This is a genomic window from Pedococcus badiiscoriae (assembly GCF_013408925.1).
Classification (GTDB): Bacteria; Actinomycetota; Actinomycetes; order Actinomycetales; family Dermatophilaceae; genus Pedococcus; species Pedococcus badiiscoriae.
This window is the reverse complement of the sequence record NZ_JACCAB010000001.1, coordinates 12,269-30,098: the sequence shown is the minus strand read 5'-3', so window position 1 is coordinate 30,098 and position 17,830 is coordinate 12,269. Positions and strand designations below refer to the sequence as shown.

General features: G+C 71.0%; 15 protein-coding genes. 6 read left to right on the top strand and 9 right to left on the bottom strand.

Going from position 1 to position 17,830, the window contains the following annotated elements; genetic code table 11:
- Positions 1 to 36 precede the first annotated feature (36 nt).
- From BJ986_RS00145 to BJ986_RS00110, 8 genes are all read right to left on the bottom strand, one after another.
- Positions 37 to 1,137: a substrate-binding domain-containing protein gene (locus BJ986_RS00145; RefSeq protein ID WP_179423324.1), complete on the bottom strand. Its 1,101-nt coding sequence runs from the start codon at positions 1,135 to 1,137 to the stop codon at positions 37 to 39.
- A 38-nt stretch (positions 1,138 to 1,175) separates the two neighbouring features.
- Positions 1,176 to 1,400, bottom strand: a complete 225-nt coding sequence (locus tag BJ986_RS00140; protein WP_179420146.1) for a hypothetical protein — start codon at positions 1,398 to 1,400, stop codon at positions 1,176 to 1,178.
- Between the two features lie 27 nt (positions 1,401 to 1,427).
- A complete protein-coding gene (locus BJ986_RS00135) occupies positions 1,428 to 2,336 on the bottom strand; it encodes a carbohydrate ABC transporter permease (protein WP_179420145.1) in 909 nt (302 codons plus the stop codon).
- A gap of 1 nt (position 2,337) precedes the next feature.
- Entirely contained in the window at positions 2,338 to 3,399 is a 1,062-nt protein-coding gene (locus tag BJ986_RS00130; protein WP_179420144.1) for a carbohydrate ABC transporter permease, read from the bottom strand.
- Positions 3,400 to 3,518: 119 nt separating this feature from the next.
- Positions 3,519 to 4,757, bottom strand: a complete 1,239-nt coding sequence (locus BJ986_RS00125; protein WP_238338035.1) for an ABC transporter substrate-binding protein — start codon at positions 4,755 to 4,757, stop codon at positions 3,519 to 3,521.
- 216 nt (positions 4,758 to 4,973) lie between these two features.
- Positions 4,974 to 5,963 carry a sucrase ferredoxin gene (locus BJ986_RS00120; RefSeq protein ID WP_179420143.1) on the bottom strand — a complete coding sequence of 330 codons (990 nt, stop codon included), beginning with the start codon at positions 5,961 to 5,963 and terminating at the stop codon, positions 4,974 to 4,976.
- Positions 5,960 to 8,407: a DNA gyrase/topoisomerase IV subunit A gene (locus BJ986_RS00115; protein ID WP_179420142.1), complete on the bottom strand. Its 2,448-nt coding sequence runs from the start codon at positions 8,405 to 8,407 to the stop codon at positions 5,960 to 5,962. Before BJ986_RS00115 ends, BJ986_RS00120 begins: the two co-directional genes overlap by 4 nt.
- Positions 8,408 to 8,474: 67 nt before the next feature.
- On the bottom strand, positions 8,475 to 9,155 hold the full coding sequence (locus tag BJ986_RS00110; RefSeq protein ID WP_179420141.1) for a nitroreductase family protein: 681 nt from the start codon (positions 9,153 to 9,155) through the stop codon (positions 8,475 to 8,477).
- 130 nt (positions 9,156 to 9,285) lie between these two features.
- On the opposite strand from BJ986_RS00110, the gene BJ986_RS00105 reads away from it, so the two are divergent.
- The 6 genes from BJ986_RS00105 (at position 9,286) to BJ986_RS00080 (ending at position 16,581) form a co-directional block, all read left to right on the top strand.
- A complete protein-coding gene (locus tag BJ986_RS00105) occupies positions 9,286 to 9,807 on the top strand; it encodes a sigma-70 family RNA polymerase sigma factor (RefSeq protein WP_179420140.1) in 522 nt (173 codons plus the stop codon).
- A complete protein-coding gene (locus BJ986_RS00100; RefSeq protein WP_179420139.1) occupies positions 9,804 to 11,243 on the top strand; it encodes a sialidase family protein in 1,440 nt (479 codons plus the stop codon). Before BJ986_RS00105 ends, BJ986_RS00100 begins: the two co-directional genes overlap by 4 nt.
- Positions 11,244 to 11,297: 54 nt before the next feature.
- Positions 11,298 to 13,964 (top strand): bifunctional acetate--CoA ligase family protein/GNAT family N-acetyltransferase, encoded by a 2,667-nt coding sequence (locus BJ986_RS00095; protein WP_179420138.1) that lies wholly within the window; start codon positions 11,298 to 11,300, stop codon positions 13,962 to 13,964.
- A gap of 54 nt (positions 13,965 to 14,018) precedes the next feature.
- Positions 14,019 to 14,645, top strand: a complete 627-nt coding sequence (locus BJ986_RS00090; protein ID WP_238338033.1) for a DUF5998 family protein — start codon at positions 14,019 to 14,021, stop codon at positions 14,643 to 14,645.
- Positions 14,646 to 14,688: 43 nt separating this feature from the next.
- Positions 14,689 to 15,837 (top strand): alkaline phosphatase family protein, encoded by a 1,149-nt coding sequence (locus tag BJ986_RS00085; RefSeq protein WP_179420137.1) that lies wholly within the window; start codon positions 14,689 to 14,691, stop codon positions 15,835 to 15,837.
- 69 nt (positions 15,838 to 15,906) lie between these two features.
- On the top strand, positions 15,907 to 16,581 hold the full coding sequence (locus BJ986_RS00080; RefSeq protein ID WP_179420136.1) for a thymidine kinase: 675 nt from the start codon (positions 15,907 to 15,909) through the stop codon (positions 16,579 to 16,581).
- A 43-nt stretch (positions 16,582 to 16,624) separates the two neighbouring features.
- Here the strand turns inward: BJ986_RS00080 and sepH are convergent, their stop codons facing one another.
- Positions 16,625 to 17,779 carry a septation protein SepH gene (gene sepH, locus BJ986_RS00075; protein WP_179420135.1) on the bottom strand — a complete coding sequence of 385 codons (1,155 nt, stop codon included), beginning with the start codon at positions 17,777 to 17,779 and terminating at the stop codon, positions 16,625 to 16,627.
- Positions 17,780 to 17,830: the final 51 nt, after the last annotated feature.

Here is a 17,830-nt window from a genome sequence, read left to right as displayed (position 1 = left end):
AAGCCGAGCAAGGACCGTCCGGGCGGCGCGCGCCGACTAGCTCGTGGCCTGGAGGGCGGGCTTCGGGGCCTGCCGCGCGGCGCTCGTGGCGCCCAAGGCGTCCGCGGCGCTCGTGGCGCCCGTGGCACCCGGGGCGTCCGCCGGGACCATCCGCGGAGGGCCGGTCGAGCCGCGGACGACGAGCTCGACGTCGAGGACGTCGTCGACGACGGTGTCGGCTGCGCGGCCGTGCAGCGCCTCGAGCATGATCCGGCCCGCCCTGCGCCCCTGGGCCTCGACGTCCTGCCGGACGGTGGTGAGGTCGAAGATCTCCGCGTGCACGTGGTCGTCGATCCCGATGACCGACACGTCCTGGGGCACCCGCAGGCCATGGCGTCGAGCGGCGCTCATCACGCCGAACGCGATCTCGTCGGATGCGGCGACGATGCACGTGGGAATGCGGGGGAGCGCGAACATCCGGCTGGCGTGCTCGGCGGCACCCGCGGCGGTCCAGTCACACTCGAGGGTCCATTCGGGTGGACAGACCAGCCCGTGCTCGGACATCACCGTGGTGAAGGCGGCACGTCGGTCGAACGGGGTCTGCAGGTGCGTGATCGAGGCCGGCACCGTGCCGGCATACCCGATGTCGCGGTGCCCCAGCTCGATGGCGTGGCGCGTGGCCACGCCCATCGCGGCACGGTCGTCGATCCGCACCGAGGGCCACCCGGGCTGACGGTTCCCCACGGTCACCACCGGCATACCGAGCCGGTCCAGCAGGGACCGTTCCGCGGGCCTCGGCGGCACGTTCAGGATGATCACACCGTCGGCGCGCTTCCAGAGCATCGTCTGCGTGATCGGCAGGCGCGTGTCGAAGGTGCTCCCCTCGAGGTCGCAGAGCAGGACGTGGAACCCCTCCTCACGCAGGACCTTCTCGATGCCGGTGACGACCGTCGCGAAGAACCAGCGGTTGAAGTACGGGGTGATGACCCCCACCCCGCGGGTACGTCCCGAGACCAGGCTGGTCGCTGCGGGGGAGGCCACGTAGTGCAGCTCCGTCGCCGCGGCAAGCACGCGGTCGCGGGTGCGCGGACTCACCCGGTCCACACCCCGAAGGGCGCGCGACACAGTGGCCACTGACACGCCCGCGGCCTTGGCCACGTCGCCGATGGTGGTGATCTCGCACCTCCACTCGAGGTCTAGACGCCAGTGTTCCGCCTCAGTCGCCAGATGAACCAGAGGGCCGCCAGGAGGACCGCGAGGAGCGCGGCGGACGCGCCCGCCGACTCCCCACGGACCTCCAGCACGACCGTCTGGATCGTGGCGATGAATGCGAAGAACCCGATGATGCCCAGCAGCATGTCGAGCCGCTGGGCCCTCGCCCGAACGTCGCCGGTGCCGCTACCGGGGTTGAACAGTCCCATGGGAGCTGAGGGGCGCAGGCCGGGGGCCTAGCCCTTCACACCCCCCGCCGTCAGACCCGACACGATGGCGCGCTGGAAGACGAGCACCATGAGGATCAGCGGGACGGTCACGATGGTTCCGGCTGCCATGACGGCCGTGTAGGGCTCCTGGTGAGGCTGGGCCCCGGTGAAGGCCGCGATCGCGACCGTGACCGTCTGCGTCTGCTTCGTCGAGAACTGCTGGGCCAGCAGGTACTCGTTCCAGCTGGCGATGAAGGCCAGGATGGCTGTCGTGAACAGGCCGGGTGCGGCCAGCGGCAACATGATCTTGCGGAACGCCTGACCCGGGGTGCAGCCGTCGATCCGCGCGGACTCCTCGAGCTCCCAGGGCATCTCGGCCAGGAAGGCCGTCAAGGTGTAGATGGTCAGCGGCAGGGCGAAGGAGATGTTCGGGATGATCAGCGCCTGGTAGTTCGCGCCGGTGAGCCAGCCCAGGTCGCCGAACAGCTTGAACAGCGGCGTGACGAGTGCGACTCCGGGGAACATGGACGAGCCCAGGATGATCCCGAGGACCACGTACTTGCCCGGGAAGTTGAGGCGGGCGAGCGCGTACGACGCGAAGACCCCGACGAGCATGGCCACAGCCGTCGTGACGATACCGATGATGATCGAGTGCACCAGCGCGTCGCCGAAGTGGTTGCCACGATCCGTGGAGAAGGCCGTCCTGAAGTTGTCGAGGGTGACGTGCGTGGGCCACGGCGTGGTGTCGAACGTGTAGCCCACGTCGCGGAACGCGGTGACGACCATCCAGTAGAAGGGCGCGAGTCCCCAGATGACCAGAGCGGCCAACCCGAGGTACATCCGGATCTTGGCGTTGCGGTCGCTCTTGAAGTGGATCTCCTGGGCCTCTGTGCGGCCACTGGCAGGAGGGGCGGTCGTGGTGGTGGCAGCAGTCATGTCAGGCTCCCATCGAGGTGGCGTTGGCGGCGACCGGGTTGCCGACAGCGGGTTCCTGGTCCTTCTTCTTCTTCGAGGAGGGCGGACGCTGGATGACGTCGGCGCCGCCGAACCGGATGAAGAGGAACGCAGTGAAGGCGATGAGGAGGAAGACGAGGGTCGACAGTGCGGAGGCGTTGTTGAACCCGCCCTGGCGGATCTGGTTGATGACCAGCATCGACAGGGATGTCGTGCCTCCGGCCCCTTGCGTGAGGATCGCGGGGAGGTCGTAGATGCGCAGGACGTCGAGCGTGCGGAAGAGCACCGCGACCATCAGGGGCACCTTGACCAGCGGAAGGGTGATGCGGACGAAGGTCTGCCACTTGCTGGCTCCGTCGATCTGCGCTGCCTCGTAGACGTCACCCGGGATCAGCTGGAGTCCCGCGAGGATGAGCAGGGCCATGAAGGGCGTCGTCTTCCACACGTCGGCGATGATGATCGCGAACTTGGCCGACCACGGGTCGCTGGTCCACAGCCTGGGGGAGATGCCGACCCCGCCCAGGAGCCGGTTCGCGATCCCGTCGTAGGCGAAGATGAAGTACCACAGCTTGGCGGTGACCGCGGTGGGGATCGCCCACGGGATGAGGATGGCGGCACGGACCAGGCCGCGGCCCTTGAAGTCGCGGTTCATGATCATCGCGAACCAGATGCCGAGCAGGACCTCGATGATCACACTGACCGCGGTGAAGAACAGGGTGACCCAGAGCGCGTCGTAGAACAGGGCGCCGATCGTGCCGGGAGGGCAGTCGACGTTCCCGCACTTCTGCAGGAGCCAGTGGGTGTAGTTGGACAGCCCCGCGCTCCCACCCGACACGAAGAGCTTGGTGGCGGGGTCGAGCCCCTCGTCCTTCTGGAACGAGAGGTAGATGGCCCTGAGCAACGGGTAGATGATGATGATCGCCAGGAAGACGAGCGTGGGGGCCACGAGCAGCAGTCCCTGCCTGCCCTGGCCCGCATGGAGCCCTCGCTCCTTCGGCGGCTTGCCCTTCGTCGACCCCCGCGTCGACTGTGCGACTGCGCTCATGCCTGCTCCTTGCCTAAGAGTGCGCTTCGTGCCCGGAGTGGCGGTCCGGGCCTGCTACAGGTGTGGGGGTGACCCCGTGGGGGCCACCCCCACACCTGGGAATGCAACAGTCGGGTGGATCAGCTGCCGGCCGACTGCATGGCGGCTTGCATGTCCTTGACGGCCGCCTGAGGTGTCTTCTGGCCTTGGATCGCGGCGAAGAAGTTCTCCTGGATGGCCTGGGACACTGCGGGGTAGAACGGCGTCACGGGACGGGACACCGCGTTGGTGATCGACTCCTTGAGGACCGGGAGGTACGGGTACTTGCTGACCAGCGCCGGGTCGGTGTAGATCGACTCGAGGACCGGTGCCAGGGAACCCTTCTCCATGTTGGTCTTCTGCTCCTCAGGGCTGGTGAGGAACTTCAGGAAGTCCAGGGCCGTGGCCTTGTTCTTCGAGAAGGCGCTGATGCCAGCCATGTGACCACCGAGGGTCGAGGTGCCGGGGCCACTGACGCCGGGGAGCGGCGCGACCGCGAACTTGCCGATGACCTTGGACGACTTGTCCGTGCTGGCCAGGTTGTAGACGTACGGCCAGTTGCGGAGGAACAGGAGCTTGCCGTCCTCGAAGGACTGCCGGCTCTGCTCCTCCTGGTAGGTGATGGCCTGCTTGGGGATGTCACCGTTCTTGTAGTGGTCGGCCAAGACCTGCAGGCCCTTGGCGGCCTCCGGGGAGTCGACGGTCGGCTTGCCCGCGTCATCGACGACCTTGGCGCCGTAGGCGTTCATCCACTCGGTGGCGTTGCAGGTGCCGCCCTCGTACTTGGCGAACTGGCCCGCGAAGCAGTCCATGCCGTTCTTCTTGGCGATGGAGCACATGCTCCACATCTCGTCGATGGTCTTCGGCGGCGTCTTCACCAGGTCGGAGCGGTAGTAGAGCATCGCGCCGTCGGAGGACGTGGGTGCCGCGTAGAGCGTCTTGTTGTAGGTCGCGGCCTTGACGGTCGGGGCAAGGAAGCCGGTGGTCGGCAGCGCCAGCTTGCCCGTGAGCGGCGTCAGCCAGCCCTTGGCGGCGAACTCGGCGGTCCACACCACGTCGACGGCCACGACGTCGTAGCTGGGGTCCTTGGCCTGGAAGTGCTGGACGAGGTCGTCATGCTGCTGGTCGGCCTTGTCGGACTGCTCCTTGGCAGTCACCTTCTCGGTGGGGTGCGCCGCGTTCCAGCGGGCAACCTGGGGAGCGAGCAGCCCGGCGTTGTCCTTGCCCTGGACGTAGGTGATCGGGCCACGCCCGCTGGCGCCGGCGGAGCTGCCGCCCGAGCCGCCGCTGCCGCCGCCACACGCCGAGGCGACGAGCGCCACGGCTACAGCTCCGGTCATCACCGTGAGGGTGCGCCGCTTGTGCATTCGAAGGGCCATACGCCCGCCTCCATTTTCTCGCGGAGCGCTGAGGCGGACGTGCCTCGGCGCTGAGGTGAACCGTCCTCATGTAAACGTTTACTCACGCTCGCCGCAATCCGAAGATGGAGCAGTATCGGTAACGATTGGGTAACTCGGCGGTGACCTGTGCGTGACGCGTCGGACTTGTCACATTCGTCAGGACTGTGTCCGCGCCACCCACTCCATGACAGGGACAGGGGACTTCCCGCAGGACTCGGGAAGCTCCGCGTGCGCGCGCCGCTCGAGCATGACCCGCCAGCTGCGCCCGTCCCGGTGCCGCACGGCATACACGGTCGTCACGGAGGCTTCAGCAGCCTCGTCGCCGGTCCGCTCGACGCCCGGCCCAGGGACCTGCGTGACCGTGAGCGCGGTGAGGTCGGTGATGCCTTCCTCGTGACGGACGTGGGACTCGGCAGCCTGTGCGGGACCACCGAGCGGGCTGCGGCCGCGGTCGTGGCGGGGTCCGAGGACTCCCGCAGGCAGGTGGCCCGAACCGGCCCGATCGAGCAGCTGGGCGCTCAGGTCGGCATCGAGCCGGGCCAGGGTGGCTCCGTGCGGGAGCAGGACGCCCGTGGGGGAGAAGCGGTGGCCACCGGTGTGCGATGCCTCCCACACGCGACCGGGGTGGTCTGCCGCGGCGTCGAGCGCGACGGGGCGCCCCCTGACGGCGCAGCACACGTCGCGACGACCGTTGGTGCAGATCAGCAGGATCGGCTCGGCGGGTTCGGCGTCCGGCGTGGCGGCGGTGACCGCCTCGCGGTCACCGCGGGCGAGGGCGTCGAGGTCCAGCTCGAGCAGTGCCGCGGGGTCCGTGACCGTCAGCCGCACCATCCACGGGTCCCTGCCGGCCCACGCGAGGTATGCCGTGTGCGCGCCACCGTGCACGTCGTCGGCGTGCCGTCCCGGCCGCCGGATCAGGGACAGTCGCCCGCCACGGTCGGCGCACGCCTTGGAGAGCGAGCTGCCTACTCCCGCAGGCAGATGCGACTGCGTGGCGGCGTCACGTCCCCACGGGCCGGGCTGCTCGAGGGCGACGAAGAAGGTCGCCCCTGCCGCCGTGCCGTAGGCGCTGATGTCGGCCCGGTCGAAGCCGACCGAGCAGGCGTCCGGCGCCGGGGTGGCATGGCTGGCGTGGGCGGAGGTCACGGCAGTGGCGGCCCGGCGATGCGGGCGATGGCCGTCACCGCGGGGACGCCCGAGCCGTCTCGGCGGCCCGTCGCCTCCGGCAGGTCCAGCGCGACACCGTTGGCTGCGGCGGCGCGTGCGGGCTGGGCGCCCGCCCAGGCGAGGACCAGCGTGTCCTCTCCCTTGAGGAACCGGTGACAGCGCACGCCACCCGTGGCTCGGCCCTTGGCGGGGTACTCGGCGTAGGGAGTCACCTTGATGGAGCCGGCCTCGGTGCCCGGCAACGCCCCGGACGAACCCGACGCCGTGACCACGATGGCGTCGGCGCCCTCGGGCACGGCGCCGAAGAACGTGGCTCGCTGACCCGCGGCGAGCTTGATGCCCGCCATGCCGCCGGCCGCCCGGCCCTGGGGCCGCACCGCCGCGGCGCCGAACCTCAACAGCTGGGCGTCCGTGGTGATGAACACGAGATCCTCTGTGCCGGAGGACAGTTCGACGGCGCCGACGACCTCGTCCCCGTCCTTGAGCGAGATCACCTCGAAGTCGGCCCGAGCGGGGTAGTCGGTCGTCACCCGCTTGACGACGCCCTGCGCCGTGCCGAGGGCGATCCCCGCCGAGTCGGGCGACACCGACACGAGTGCCAGCGGCTCCTCACCCGCGGGAAGGTCGACGTAGGCCGCGAGCGGCGCCCCGCCGGACAGGCTGGGGGAGCCGTTGGTGGGCGGCAGGGTGGGCAGCTCGAGCGCCGACAGCCGCACCAGCCGGCCGCGGGAGGTGACCAGCCCGACCTCGCCGCGCGCCGTCGTGCGGACGGCGCCGACCAGTGCGTCGTGCTTGCTTCGCGAGCCGTCGACGGGCAGCGGGTCGGCGGAACCGGTGCGGGCCATCAGGCCGGTCGAGGACAGCAGCACCCAGCACGGGTCGTCGGCGACCTCGAGCGGGGTGGCGGTCGTGGCGGGCACACCGGCCGACTCCAGCAGCACCGTCCGTCGCGGTGTGCCGTGGGTCTTGGCCACGTCGGCGAGCTCGGTCGAGACGGTCTTCATCAGCAGCTTCTCGTCACCGAGGATGGCTTCGAGCTCTTCGATGAGGCGCTCGAGCTCGGTCTTCTCCTTGTCGAGCTCGAGGCGGCTGAACTTCGTGAGCCGGCGCAGCTGGAGCTCGAGGATGTAGTTGGCCTGGGCCTCGGACAGGTCGAACACGTCCATCAGCCGGGCGCGTGCGGCGGCCGCGTCGTCCGAGGTCCGGATGACCTGGATGACTTCGTCGATGTCGAGGATCGCGATGAGCAGGCCCTCGACGAGGTGCAGCCGGTCCTGGTACTTGGACAGCCGGTACTCGGTGCGTCGGCGCACGACGTCGGTGCGGAAGTCGACGTACACCCGCAGCAGGTCCTTGAGCCCCAACGTCTTCGGCTGCCCGTCGACCAGTGCGACGTTGTTGATGGAGAACGAGTCCTCCATGGGCGTGAGCTTGTAGAGCTGCTCGAGGACGGCGTCGGGGTTGAAGCCGTTCTTCACCTCGATGACCAGTCGCAGGCCGTGCTTGCGGTCGGTGAGGTCCTTGACGTCGGAGATGCCCTGGAGCTTCTTGGACTGGACGGCGTCCTTGATCTTCTCGATGACCTTCTCGGGGCCGACGAGGTAGGGCAGCTCGGTGACGACGATGCCCATCCGGCGTGGCGAGGTCTTCTCGACGCGGGTGGTGGCCCGGGTGCGGAAGCTGCCGCGGCCGCCGAGGTAGGCGTCGCGGATCCCGTCGAGCCCGATGATGCGCCCGCCCGCGGGCAGGTCCGGACCCGGGACGAACCGCATCAGGTCGTCGAGCGAGCAGGTCGGGTTCGCGATGAGGTGTCGGGCGGCGCCGATGACCTCGACGAGGTTGTGCGGAGCCATGTTGGTCGCCATGCCGACGGCGATCCCGCTGGCCCCGTTGACGAGCAGGTTGGGGAACGCGGCAGGCAGCACGTCCGGCTGGAGCAGCTGGTCGTCGTAGTTGGGGACGAACTCGACCGTCTCCTCGTCGAGGCCGGTGACCATGAGCATCGCAGCCGGGGCCAGCCGGGCCTCGGTGTAGCGCGAGGCAGCGGGACCGTCGTCGAGAGAGCCGAAGTTGCCGTGTCCGTCGACCAGCGGCAGGCGCATCGTGAACGGCTGGGCCATCCGGACCAGGGCGTCGTAGATCGCGGTGTCGCCGTGCGGGTGGTACTTGCCCATCACGTCGCCGACGACGCGCGAGGACTTCACGTGGCCGCGCTCGGGACGCAGGCCCATCTCGGCCATGGAGAAGAGGATGCGGCGCTGCACCGGCTTGAGACCGTCCCGCGCGTCGGGCAGGGCGCGGGAGTAGATCACCGAGTAGGCGTACTCGAGGAACGCCCCCTGCATCTCCTCCTCGACGTCGATGTCGACGATCCGCTCGACATAGGTCTCGTCGGCGGGGGTGGGCGGGGTCTTGCGGGCCATGCGTGTGTGCAACTCCTCGTGGTCGTCCCCGCAGGGCGCGGGGAACCACCCCAATCTTGTCCCACCCCTAGACGGGGCCCGTCCCCGACTCGCCGCTGGACCCGAGCCCTCCGCCGCTGTATCCATTTTCGCTTCCGCCGAAGTGACCCCAGTGCACGACCTCGGCGGTGGTCCGGCGCGGCCGGGTCCGGCTGGAGCCCTCGCTGCGGCGCAGCTCGTGGCCGAGGGCCACGACCCCGACCAGCCGCCGGTTCGCCGGTATGCCGTGAGCCTGCCGCACGTCCGCGTGGCGGGCAGGTGGGACGCCGAAGAACAGGGCTCCGAGCCCCTGGTCGACCGCGGCGAGGAGCATCAGCATGGCTGCCATGCCCGTGTCGACATCCCAGTAGGGGACCGGCCAGCGGGCAGGGTCGCGGTCGGACCAGCCCTTGTCGGGCTCGGCGTAGCGGTCGAGGTAGGTGTCCGGGTCGGACAGGCACAGCACCAGCACCGGAGCCGACGACACGCCCGCCAGCCAGCCGTCCGGGGGCGCGTCGTGCGGCAGCTCAGGGTCGCGAGTCGCATCCCAGAACCGGCGCCGGTCCTGGCCGTCGGCGAGCACGACGAAGTCCCACCCCTGGCTGAAGCCCGCGCTGGGAGCCCGCTGCGCGGCATACAGGACGTCGTCGAGGGCTGCGCGCGCGACGGGACGGTCGGGATCGAAACGACGCACCATCCGACGCCGGCGGACGACCTCACGAAACTCCATCAGGCCATCCTGTCCTGCCGGACGCGGATGAACCCGCCACCCTGCAAGACTGACCCGCAACCCACCGCCAGGGCATCGCCAACCTGGCGCCCCCCTGCGGCGTCCACGAGGCATGACGACCCTGGCCGCGGTGGCATTCACGGGAGGGGTGGCAGTGCCGGCGCGAGACCGCGTGGACGTGGAAGCGTCCGTCCGTGAGCTCTACGACGTGCACTACGCCCGCCTCGCTGGGTGGACCGCCAAGCTCGTCGGCGACCCCGACCTCGCCCACGACCTGGCGACCGAGGCCTTCCTCAAGCTGTTCCGCGAGTTCAACCGTGTGGACGACCCGCGGCCCTGGCTGTACACCGTGACCGCCAACCTCGTGCGCGACCACTGGCGCAAGCGCGGCCGGGAGGCTGCCGCCTACCAGCGGCACGAGGCAGGACGCGACGACTTCACCACCGACGCCGACCACGCCACCACGCTGACCGTCCGTGACGCCGTCGAGGCGCTGCCCGACCGGCTGCGGGTGGCCGTGATGCTGCACTACTTCGCCGACCTGCCGGTGGCCACCGTGGCCCGGCAGCTCGACAAGTCCGAGGGAACGATCAAGCGGGACCTGTTCGACGCGCGCCAGCGGATGGCGACCATGCTGGGAGAGATTCGATGAGCCCCGACCTGTCCGACCTGCCCGGCGCGGGGGAGCAGCGCGATCCCGTCGCGGACTTCTTCGCCCGGGAGCGCGCCGGCGTCCGCGAGCTGTCGGCCGGCACCGACCGCTGGGAGTCGATCGTCGTCGAGGCGTCCCGGCCCCGGCGCCGGACCGCGATGCCCTACCTCGCGGGCGCGGCAGCGGTGGTGCTGGTCGCAGGCCTTGTCTGGGGTGTCGAGCACGGACCCGGCACCGGGCGCGCGGTCGACGCCGCCAGCCGCACCACGGCGGGGTCGACCACGGTCACCGAGACCGCGAGCCCCTCCGTCGCCCAGTCGTCACCGTCGCCGGCCACGTCCAGCGGCCCCAGCACGCCGGTCTCGAAGCCCCCGCAGCCAGCCCCCCGGTCGTTCGGGATCGTCTCGATGTCCAACGCCGGTGGCAAGCACCTGTACGCCCTGGGGTCGGCGACCTGCCCCCACGGGCCGTGCACGGCCGTCATCGCCTCCGATGACGACGGCCTGACCTGGACGACGCGGGCGTCCTTCGAGACCCTGACCACCCCCGGGCCGCGGACCACACCGGACCGTGCCAACCAGCTGGTCGGCATCCGCTTCGCGAGCTCCACCGTCGGCTACGTCTACGGCAGCAAGACCCTGCGCACCGTCGACGGCGGCCGCAGCTGGACCAGCGTCGACGTCGACCGTCGCACCGTGCTCTCGCTGGAGACCGATGGCAGGCAGGTCTGGATGGCCACCGCCCGTTCCTGTGCGCACGCCGGAGCGAAGGGCCCGCGCGGCTGCGTCGACCTCCAGCCACGCACCGGGTCGGTCGAGAGCGCCAGCACCCTGCCGGTGCAGCTCACCGGGATGCCGGCCGCAGGGGACAGCGCCTGGATCGCGATGGACGGCAGCGACGCCTACTACAACGTGACGACGACGAACGCGACCGGGCCGGACCGGGCGATGAGGCTCAGCGGCACGCCGGCCCTGCTACCGGTGCCCACCGGGTGCAGCCCCACCGGCGTGTGGGTGTCAGCGACGGCCAACACGCCGGGCACCCTGTTCGGGGTCTGCCCCTCGGCGGCCACGCCGGCGGACGAGTACTCCCTGGCCGTCTCCAGCGACCGCGGCGCCACCTGGACCACGCGGCCGGCGCCCGGCCTGGGCCGACCCTCCGGCACGGGGATCTGGCTCACCGCGACCGATGCCAAGCACCTCGTGGCGGTGCGTCAGGGCCTTCCCTCGAGCGGTGCGTCGCAGGACCCCACCACGGTCTTGACGAGCAGCGATGGCGGCGCGAGCTGGACCCGTCCCACCCCCGTCGCCCCGGAGTCTGCCGACTGGGTCGGCGCGGCAGGCGGCGGGCTGGTCTACGCGGTCGGGGGCGGCCTCGCGTACTGGCAGAGCGACGACGCGGGCGCGACGTTCAGGAGCGTCCCGCTGCGCAGGTGAACCAGAGCGCGATCCGGCCGGTGGGCAGGGTCGGTCTCATGACATGCTTTCGCCATGAGTGAGGGCTCGCCGCTCCCGGCCGGCTACCCCGCCCGGTGGGAGGCTGACGTCGTCCTCCGGGACGGGTCCGTCGCCCACCTGCGGCCGATCACCCCCGCCGACGTCGACGCGGTCCACCGGTTCCACGCCCGCCAGTCCGACGAGTCGATCTACATGCGGTTCTTCGCGCCCCTGCGCCAGCTCAGCGACCGTGACGTGGCCCGTTTCACCAACGTCGACTACCGCGACCGGGTGGCCCTGGTGGCCACGGTCCGCGGCGAGATCATCGGCATCGGACGCTACGACCGGGTCACCCCGACGACCGCCGAGGTGGCCTTCAACATCTCCGACCAGTACCAGGGCAAAGGAATCGGCTCGGTGCTGCTCGAGCACCTTGCCGTCATCGCCTGGGAGGCCGGGATCCAGGAGTTCACCGCCGAGGTGCTGCCGCAGAACCGCAAGATGATCTCGGTGTTCTCCGAGGCCGGCTACGAGGTGAGCCGCCACTTCGAGGACGGGGTCGTCTCCCTGACCTTCAAGATCCAGCCGACCGAACGGTCCGAAGCCGTGCGCCTGTCGCGCGAGCACCGGGCCGAGTCGGTGAGCATGCGCTCGGTGCTCTTCCCCGACTCGATCGCCGTCGTCGGCGCGAGCCGCCGGACCGACTCGATCGGCCACCACATCCTGGCCAACATCATGGCGGCCGGCTTCAACGGTGCCGTCCACGCCGTCAACCGCGAGGCCATGGAGGTGCTCGGGCTCCCGACCCATGCCCGCGTCTCCGACATCCCCGACGAGGTCGACCTCGCCGTGGTCGCGGTGCCGGCCCGAGAGGTGCTGGACGTCGTCGCCGACTGCGCCGAGGCAGGCGTGCGCACCCTGCTGGTCGTCAGTGCCGGGTTCGCCGAGTCCGGCCCCGAGGGTGAGGAGCTGCAGTCCCGGCTGCTGGCTGCCGCACGGGAGTCGGGCATGCGGGTCGTGGGGCCCAACTCGTTCGGTGTCATCAACAACGATCCCGCGGTCCGGCTCAACGCCTCGCTGGCACCGGAGCTGCCACCCCCCGGGCGGTTGGGCCTGTTCGCCCAGAGCGGTGCCCTCGGGATCGCCGTGCTGGCGTCCGCCGCCCGGCGCGGCCTGGGGATCTCGGTGTTCGCCTCCGCCGGCAACCGGGTGGACGTCTCCGGCAACGACTTCATGCAGTACTGGCTCGACGACCAGAGCACCGACGTGGTCGGCCTCTATCTGGAGTCGATGGGCAACCCGCGCAAGTTCTCCCGCATCGCCCGTCGGCTGGCCTCGACCAAGCCGGTCATCGTCGTCAAGTCCGGGGTGTCCTCCTACGGCGTGCCTCCGGGGCACCGGGCCCGCTCGACCCGCGTCCGCCCCGAAGCCTTCGACGCGATGCTGCGCCAAGCGGGCGTGATCCGCGTCGAGAACGTCCACCAGATGTTCGACGTCGCCCAGCTCGTCGCCCACCAGCCGCTGCCGCACGGCAACCGGGTGGCCATCGTCGGCAACTCCGACGCGCTCGGCGCGCTCACGGCCGAGGCCTGCGTCAGCTGGGGACTCGAGGTCGCTCACGGCCCGGTGTCGCTGCCCAGCGACGCCAGGGGCGAGCAGTTCGCCCAGGCGCTTGCCGACGCCTTCGCGGACCTGGAGGTCGACAGCGTGCTCAGCTGCTTCATCCCGCCGCTCGTCACCCTCGACGAAGACGTCGCCACGGCCGTGCGGGACGCGGCGATGAAGAGCGAAAAGCCTTGCTTGGCAACGTTTCTCGGCATGCGAGGAGTGCTCGAGAGACTGTCCGGGACGGGCGTCGACGGGCGTCCCACGGTGGTGCCGGCCTACGCCATGCCCGAGGACGCCGTCCGCGCCCTCGCCGCCGCCACGAGGTATGCCGAGTGGCGGGCTCGCGACCGCGGCGTCCCGGTCCGTCCGGTGGGCATCGACCGCGAGGCAGCGGAGCTCCTCGTCGAGCGCGTCCTCCAGGAGTCGCCGGAAGGACGGCGCCTGGACCTCCAGGAGGCCACCGAGCTCCTCGCGGCATACGGCATCGAGGTGTGGCCCAGCCTTCCGGCACGGACGGTCGACGAGGCGGTCGCTGCGGCCGCCGTGATCGGCTACCCGGTGGTCCTCAAGTCGGTCGCGCCGCTCATGCGGAACTCGCCGGGGCTCATTGGCATCCGGGTGGACCTGCGCACCGAGGTGCAGCTGCGGGAGGCCTTCGAGGCGCTGAACGAGCGGCTCGCCCCGATGTCGGCCAACTCGTTCGTGGTGCAGCGGATGGCCACCCCCGGGGTGTCGTGCGTCGTGCGCTCCGACGAGGACCCGTTGTTCGGCCCCGTCGTCTCGTTCAGCATCGCCGGTCCGCCCACGGAGCTCCTCGGCGACATCGGCCACCGCATCCCGCCGCTCACCGACGTGGACGTGTCCGACCTGATCTCGTCGGTCAAGGCGTCACCGATGCTGCACGGGCACCGCGGTGCCGACCCCGTCCACCGCGCCGCGCTCGCCGACCTCATCGCGCGGGTGTCGGTGCTCGCCGACAACCTGCCCGACGTGGCCAGCCTCGTCCTCAACCCGGTCAACGCGCACTCCGGAGGCGTCGACGTGCTCGGCGCCGAGGTGACCGTGGCCCCCACGCCGCGGCGCAAGGACCCGGGACGCCGCTCCCTCACCTAGCCGGCTGGTGACCTGGACGGGGCAGGGTTCGCCCCACTAGGGCAGGATGGCCTCATGGGACCCACCTCACCCCACGCCCGTGACGCTGCCCCGCAGGCCGCCCCGTTGGCCCCGGCGTCGCTGCCACTCGACCTGACGCGGGCGATCGAGCAGGCCGGCTACTACCCGGCTCTCGTGGCGGACGTGGTCCAGGCCGCCCTGGGCGGCGAAGAGGTCGTGTCCCACCTGGTCCACCAGGAGACGACGTTCGACCACGACGTGGTCCGTCGCCACATCACGGTCCTCGCCCTCACCACGTCGCGGCTGGTCATCGCGCACGCCGACGACCACACCGACGAGCGCTCCGGCCACGAGGACGTCGCCACCGCCACGACGGAGAGCGTCCCGCTGTCGGCCGTGCGGGGGGTGATGATCACCCACGTGGTGGCCCGCCCCCAGGAGTACCAGCCCGGGTCGCTGGGTCGTGAGATCACCCTCACGCTCGGCTGGGGTGCTGTGAGCCGCATCGACCTGATGCCGGCCACCTGTGCCGACCCGGACTGCGAGGCCGACCACGGGTACGAGGGCAGTGTCGCCTCGGACGACATCTCGTTGCGGATCAGTGCCGACGCCGAGGGTGAGACGGCCCTGCAGCAGGCGCTCAGCTTCGCGCGGGAGCTCTCGGCGAGCATCGGCGGCTGACGTGCCGTTCCGCGAAGGCCGGCCCGAGTCGATGCCCTAGCCGATGCCACACCCGGGACTGCTCCCACCCCACTACGACGAGGCCGGGCTGGCCGGTGTGCTGCCCGCCGTTGCGGCGAGCCTCGGCGTCCGCAGGTATGCCGACTCCGGCCTCCTGGACCTGCCCGAGGCACGACGCGCGGTCGTGGTGCTCGTCGACGGGCTCGGCTACGAGCTGATCCGCCGACGCGGCGGGCACGCGCCGTTCCTTCGCTCGCTGCTGCCCGCGGCATACCGCATCACCGCAGGCTTCCCGGCCACGACGGCAACGTCGATGGGGACGTTCGGCACCGGCCTGCCCCCGGGGTCCCACGGCCTGCTCGGGTACGAGGTGCTGGTGCCCGGCGAGGACCGTCTCGTCAACGAGCTCTCCTGGGAGGACGGCCCCGATCCGCTCACCTGGCAGCCGCAGGAGACCGTCTTCGAGGTCGCCGAGGCGGCCGGGGTGTCGGTCACCCGGGTGGGCCCGGGGTTCTTCGACGGGTCAGGGTTGACGCGAGCTGCCTTGCGGGGTGGGCGGTTTCGCGCGGCGGACACGCTGGCGGACCGCGTCGACGCCACGCTCGAGGCGCTGCGGTCCAGCGCCCGAGGGCTGGTCTACCTCTACTGGGGCGAGCTCGACAAGGTCGGCCATGTGTACGGCTGCCAGTCGTGGGAGTGGGGGGACGAGCTCGAGGCGATCGACGCCGAGCTCGGCCGGCTCGTGCGGTCGGTGCCCAGCGACACCGCGGTGTACGTGACCGCCGACCACGGCATGGTGGACGCCCCGCATGCGCTGCGGATCGACCTCGCCCATGACGTGGAGCTGGCCACCGGTATCCGCCACGTCGGCGGTGAGCCACGTGCCCTCCAGCTCTACTGCGAGGCCGGTGCGGTGGCCGACGTCGCCCAGACCTGGACGGAGCGGGTGGGGGAGCGGGCCTGGATCCGCACGCGAGACGAGGCCACCCGGCAGGGGTGGTTCGGCCCGGTCAGCGAGGTCAACCGGCCACGGATCGGCGACCTGGTCGTGGCGATGCGGGACAACTTCGCCATCGTGGACTCACGGCGCGCCCGGCCCCAGCTGCTCGCCCTGCTGGGGCTGCACGGGTCGCTGACCCCGCAGGAGTCCGCCGTGCCGTTGTTCCACGTCCCGCCGCGCGACAACTCCTAGACAACGGGCTGTGCCCAGGGGCGAGGCGCGCCGAGCCGGGGCCCGGCGCACCGCCTAAGGTGTCGTCTCGTGGCTGAGCTCGTCTTCTTCTCCGGGACCATGGACTGCGGCAAGTCGACCCTTGCCCTCCAGATGGACCACAACCACCAGGCCCGGGGCAGGTCCGGCCTGATCTACACCAAGCTGGACCGGGCCGGTGCCGACGTGCTGTCCTCCCGGCTCGGGCTGTCGACGGCCGCGCACGAGGTGAGCGATGACCTAGACTTCTGGGAGGCCGTCGTCGGGCACGCCACGAGCGGGCTGCGGGTCGACTACCTGATCTGCGACGAGGTGCAGTTCTACACCCCGGCCCAGGTCGAGCAGCTCGCGAAGCTCGTCGACGAGATGGGCATCGACGTCTTCGCGTTCGGCATCACGGCCGACTTCCGCACGCAGCTGTTCCCGGGGTCGCGGCGGATGATCGAGCTCGCCGACCAGGTCCAGGTGCTCCAGGTGCAGGCCCTGTGCTGGTGTGGCCGGAGGGCCACCCACAACGCCCGGGTCGTGGACGGGGTGATGGTGGTCGAGGGCGAGCAGGTCGTCGTCGGGGACACCAAGCCGGGCAGCGAGACCCTCGTGGAGTACGAGGTGCTCTGCCGGCGGCACTTCATGCGCCGGATGAACTCCGCCGCGGCCCGCGCAGCCGCGTCCTCACCGGACGTGCTGCCGTTCGACCTGGACGTCTGCCCGGTGCCGCAGTGTTGATCGCTACCGCGGGGCTGCCCGCGCAGCGGGGCTGAGCGCTACCTCAGTCGCGGGGCTTGGCCCCGAACATGACGTCGTCCCAGCTGGGGACACTGCGCCGGGCGGGCTTCTTGGAAGCGCCGGTCGCTGCCTTGCGCGGCGCCGAGTCCTGCGGGGTGTCATCGTCGGGGTTGTCGCGCTGCCCGTCGTCCAGCTCGTCCGCAGGCTCGGGCTCGACCGGCACCTGGGCGTCGGGGGCGGCGGGCAGCACGTCGTGACCGACCGCGCTGTCGGGGTCGTCCAGCGGGTGCGGGCCCTTGGCTCCCGGCGGTGGGGGCATCGACTCGGGATCGTAGGCAAGGTCCTCGAGCGGCAGTGCGTCGTGGCGGGGCGCGTCGTCGCCCGGGATGTGGGTCGCGGGGTTCTTGCGCCGGCGCGGCCGCCCACGGTGGGAGGCCCGTTCGCGCATGGCGGACATCAGGTCGAGTGGTTCGTCGTGCGGGGAGGGTGCCGACCCGGCGGGTGCGCCACGGCGCGCCGACCCGAGGCCTCCCTCGGCTTCGACGTCGTAGACGGTCGTCGCGCGCACCGGCGCGGACACGAGGTGGGGGGCCGGCAGGGGCGAGGTGTTGCCCGAGACGTCCTCCTCGCTGAGCCAGCGCGCCTCGTCGTCGAAGGCTGCGACGGTGCGGGCCTGCACGTCGAAGGACCAGCGCGCCTGGCGCTCACGTCCACCGGCGGGAAAGGTGACGATGACGGTCCAGTCGCCCTCGATGCTGCGGGCTGCGTCCCACTCGGCGGAGGCCGGGTCGACACCGCGCCCGGACAGCCGCTGGCTCACCCGGGCTGACAGCGTCGGCGCACTGGCGCCGCTCGCGCTGCGCCCGCGCAGGCGGACGGCGCGCGCGAGACCGGCGACGTACTCACGCTCGGCAAGGATGGGGCCCTCGTAGCGGCGCACCTTCTCCACGGGCCACCCGGACCGTCCGGCGACCTCCTCGGCCGACAGCCCGCCGCGGATCAGGGCCTGGACCTCCCGGGGGCGCATCCCCCCGTCGATCTCGATCTGGAGCTGGCCGAGCCGGGGGCGGTCGCGACGAGCAGCGGCGCGCAAGGGTTCGTCGAGCTGGACGCGGAAGCGCTCCCCCTCGGAATCGGCCAGCAACAGATGCTGGCCGTCCTCCTGCACTCCGATCAGCCGCAAATCCCGCATTGCCATCGTCTCCAGTATCGGCATGGTCTCCCGTATCGCCCTCGCTCGTGGATCGGG

What these genes read in the sequence shown, in the direction of transcription:
- BJ986_RS00130 (WP_179420144.1), bottom strand. Translation starts at nt 3,399, where the DNA reads ATGAGCGCAGTCGCACAGTCGACGCGGGGGTCGACGAAGGGCAAGCCG.
- BJ986_RS00110 (WP_179420141.1), bottom strand. Translation starts at nt 9,155, where the DNA reads ATGGAGTTTCGTGAGGTCGTCCGCCGGCGTCGGATGGTGCGTCGTTTC.
- BJ986_RS00135 (WP_179420145.1), bottom strand. Translation starts at nt 2,336, where the DNA reads ATGACTGCTGCCACCACCACGACCGCCCCTCCTGCCAGTGGCCGCACA.
- BJ986_RS00090 (WP_238338033.1), top strand. Translation starts at nt 14,019, where the DNA reads ATGGGACCCACCTCACCCCACGCCCGTGACGCTGCCCCGCAGGCCGCC.
- BJ986_RS00085 (WP_179420137.1), top strand. Translation starts at nt 14,689, where the DNA reads ATGCCACACCCGGGACTGCTCCCACCCCACTACGACGAGGCCGGGCTG.
- BJ986_RS00095 (WP_179420138.1), top strand. Translation starts at nt 11,298, where the DNA reads ATGAGTGAGGGCTCGCCGCTCCCGGCCGGCTACCCCGCCCGGTGGGAG.
- BJ986_RS00115 (WP_179420142.1), bottom strand. Translation starts at nt 8,407, where the DNA reads ATGGCCCGCAAGACCCCGCCCACCCCCGCCGACGAGACCTATGTCGAG.
- BJ986_RS00125 (WP_238338035.1), bottom strand. Translation starts at nt 4,757, where the DNA reads ATGACCGGAGCTGTAGCCGTGGCGCTCGTCGCCTCGGCGTGTGGCGGC.
- BJ986_RS00100 (WP_179420139.1), top strand. Translation starts at nt 9,804, where the DNA reads ATGAGCCCCGACCTGTCCGACCTGCCCGGCGCGGGGGAGCAGCGCGAT.
- BJ986_RS00140 (WP_179420146.1), bottom strand. Translation starts at nt 1,400, where the DNA reads ATGGGACTGTTCAACCCCGGTAGCGGCACCGGCGACGTTCGGGCGAGG.
- sepH (WP_179420135.1), bottom strand. Translation starts at nt 17,779, where the DNA reads ATGGCAATGCGGGATTTGCGGCTGATCGGAGTGCAGGAGGACGGCCAG.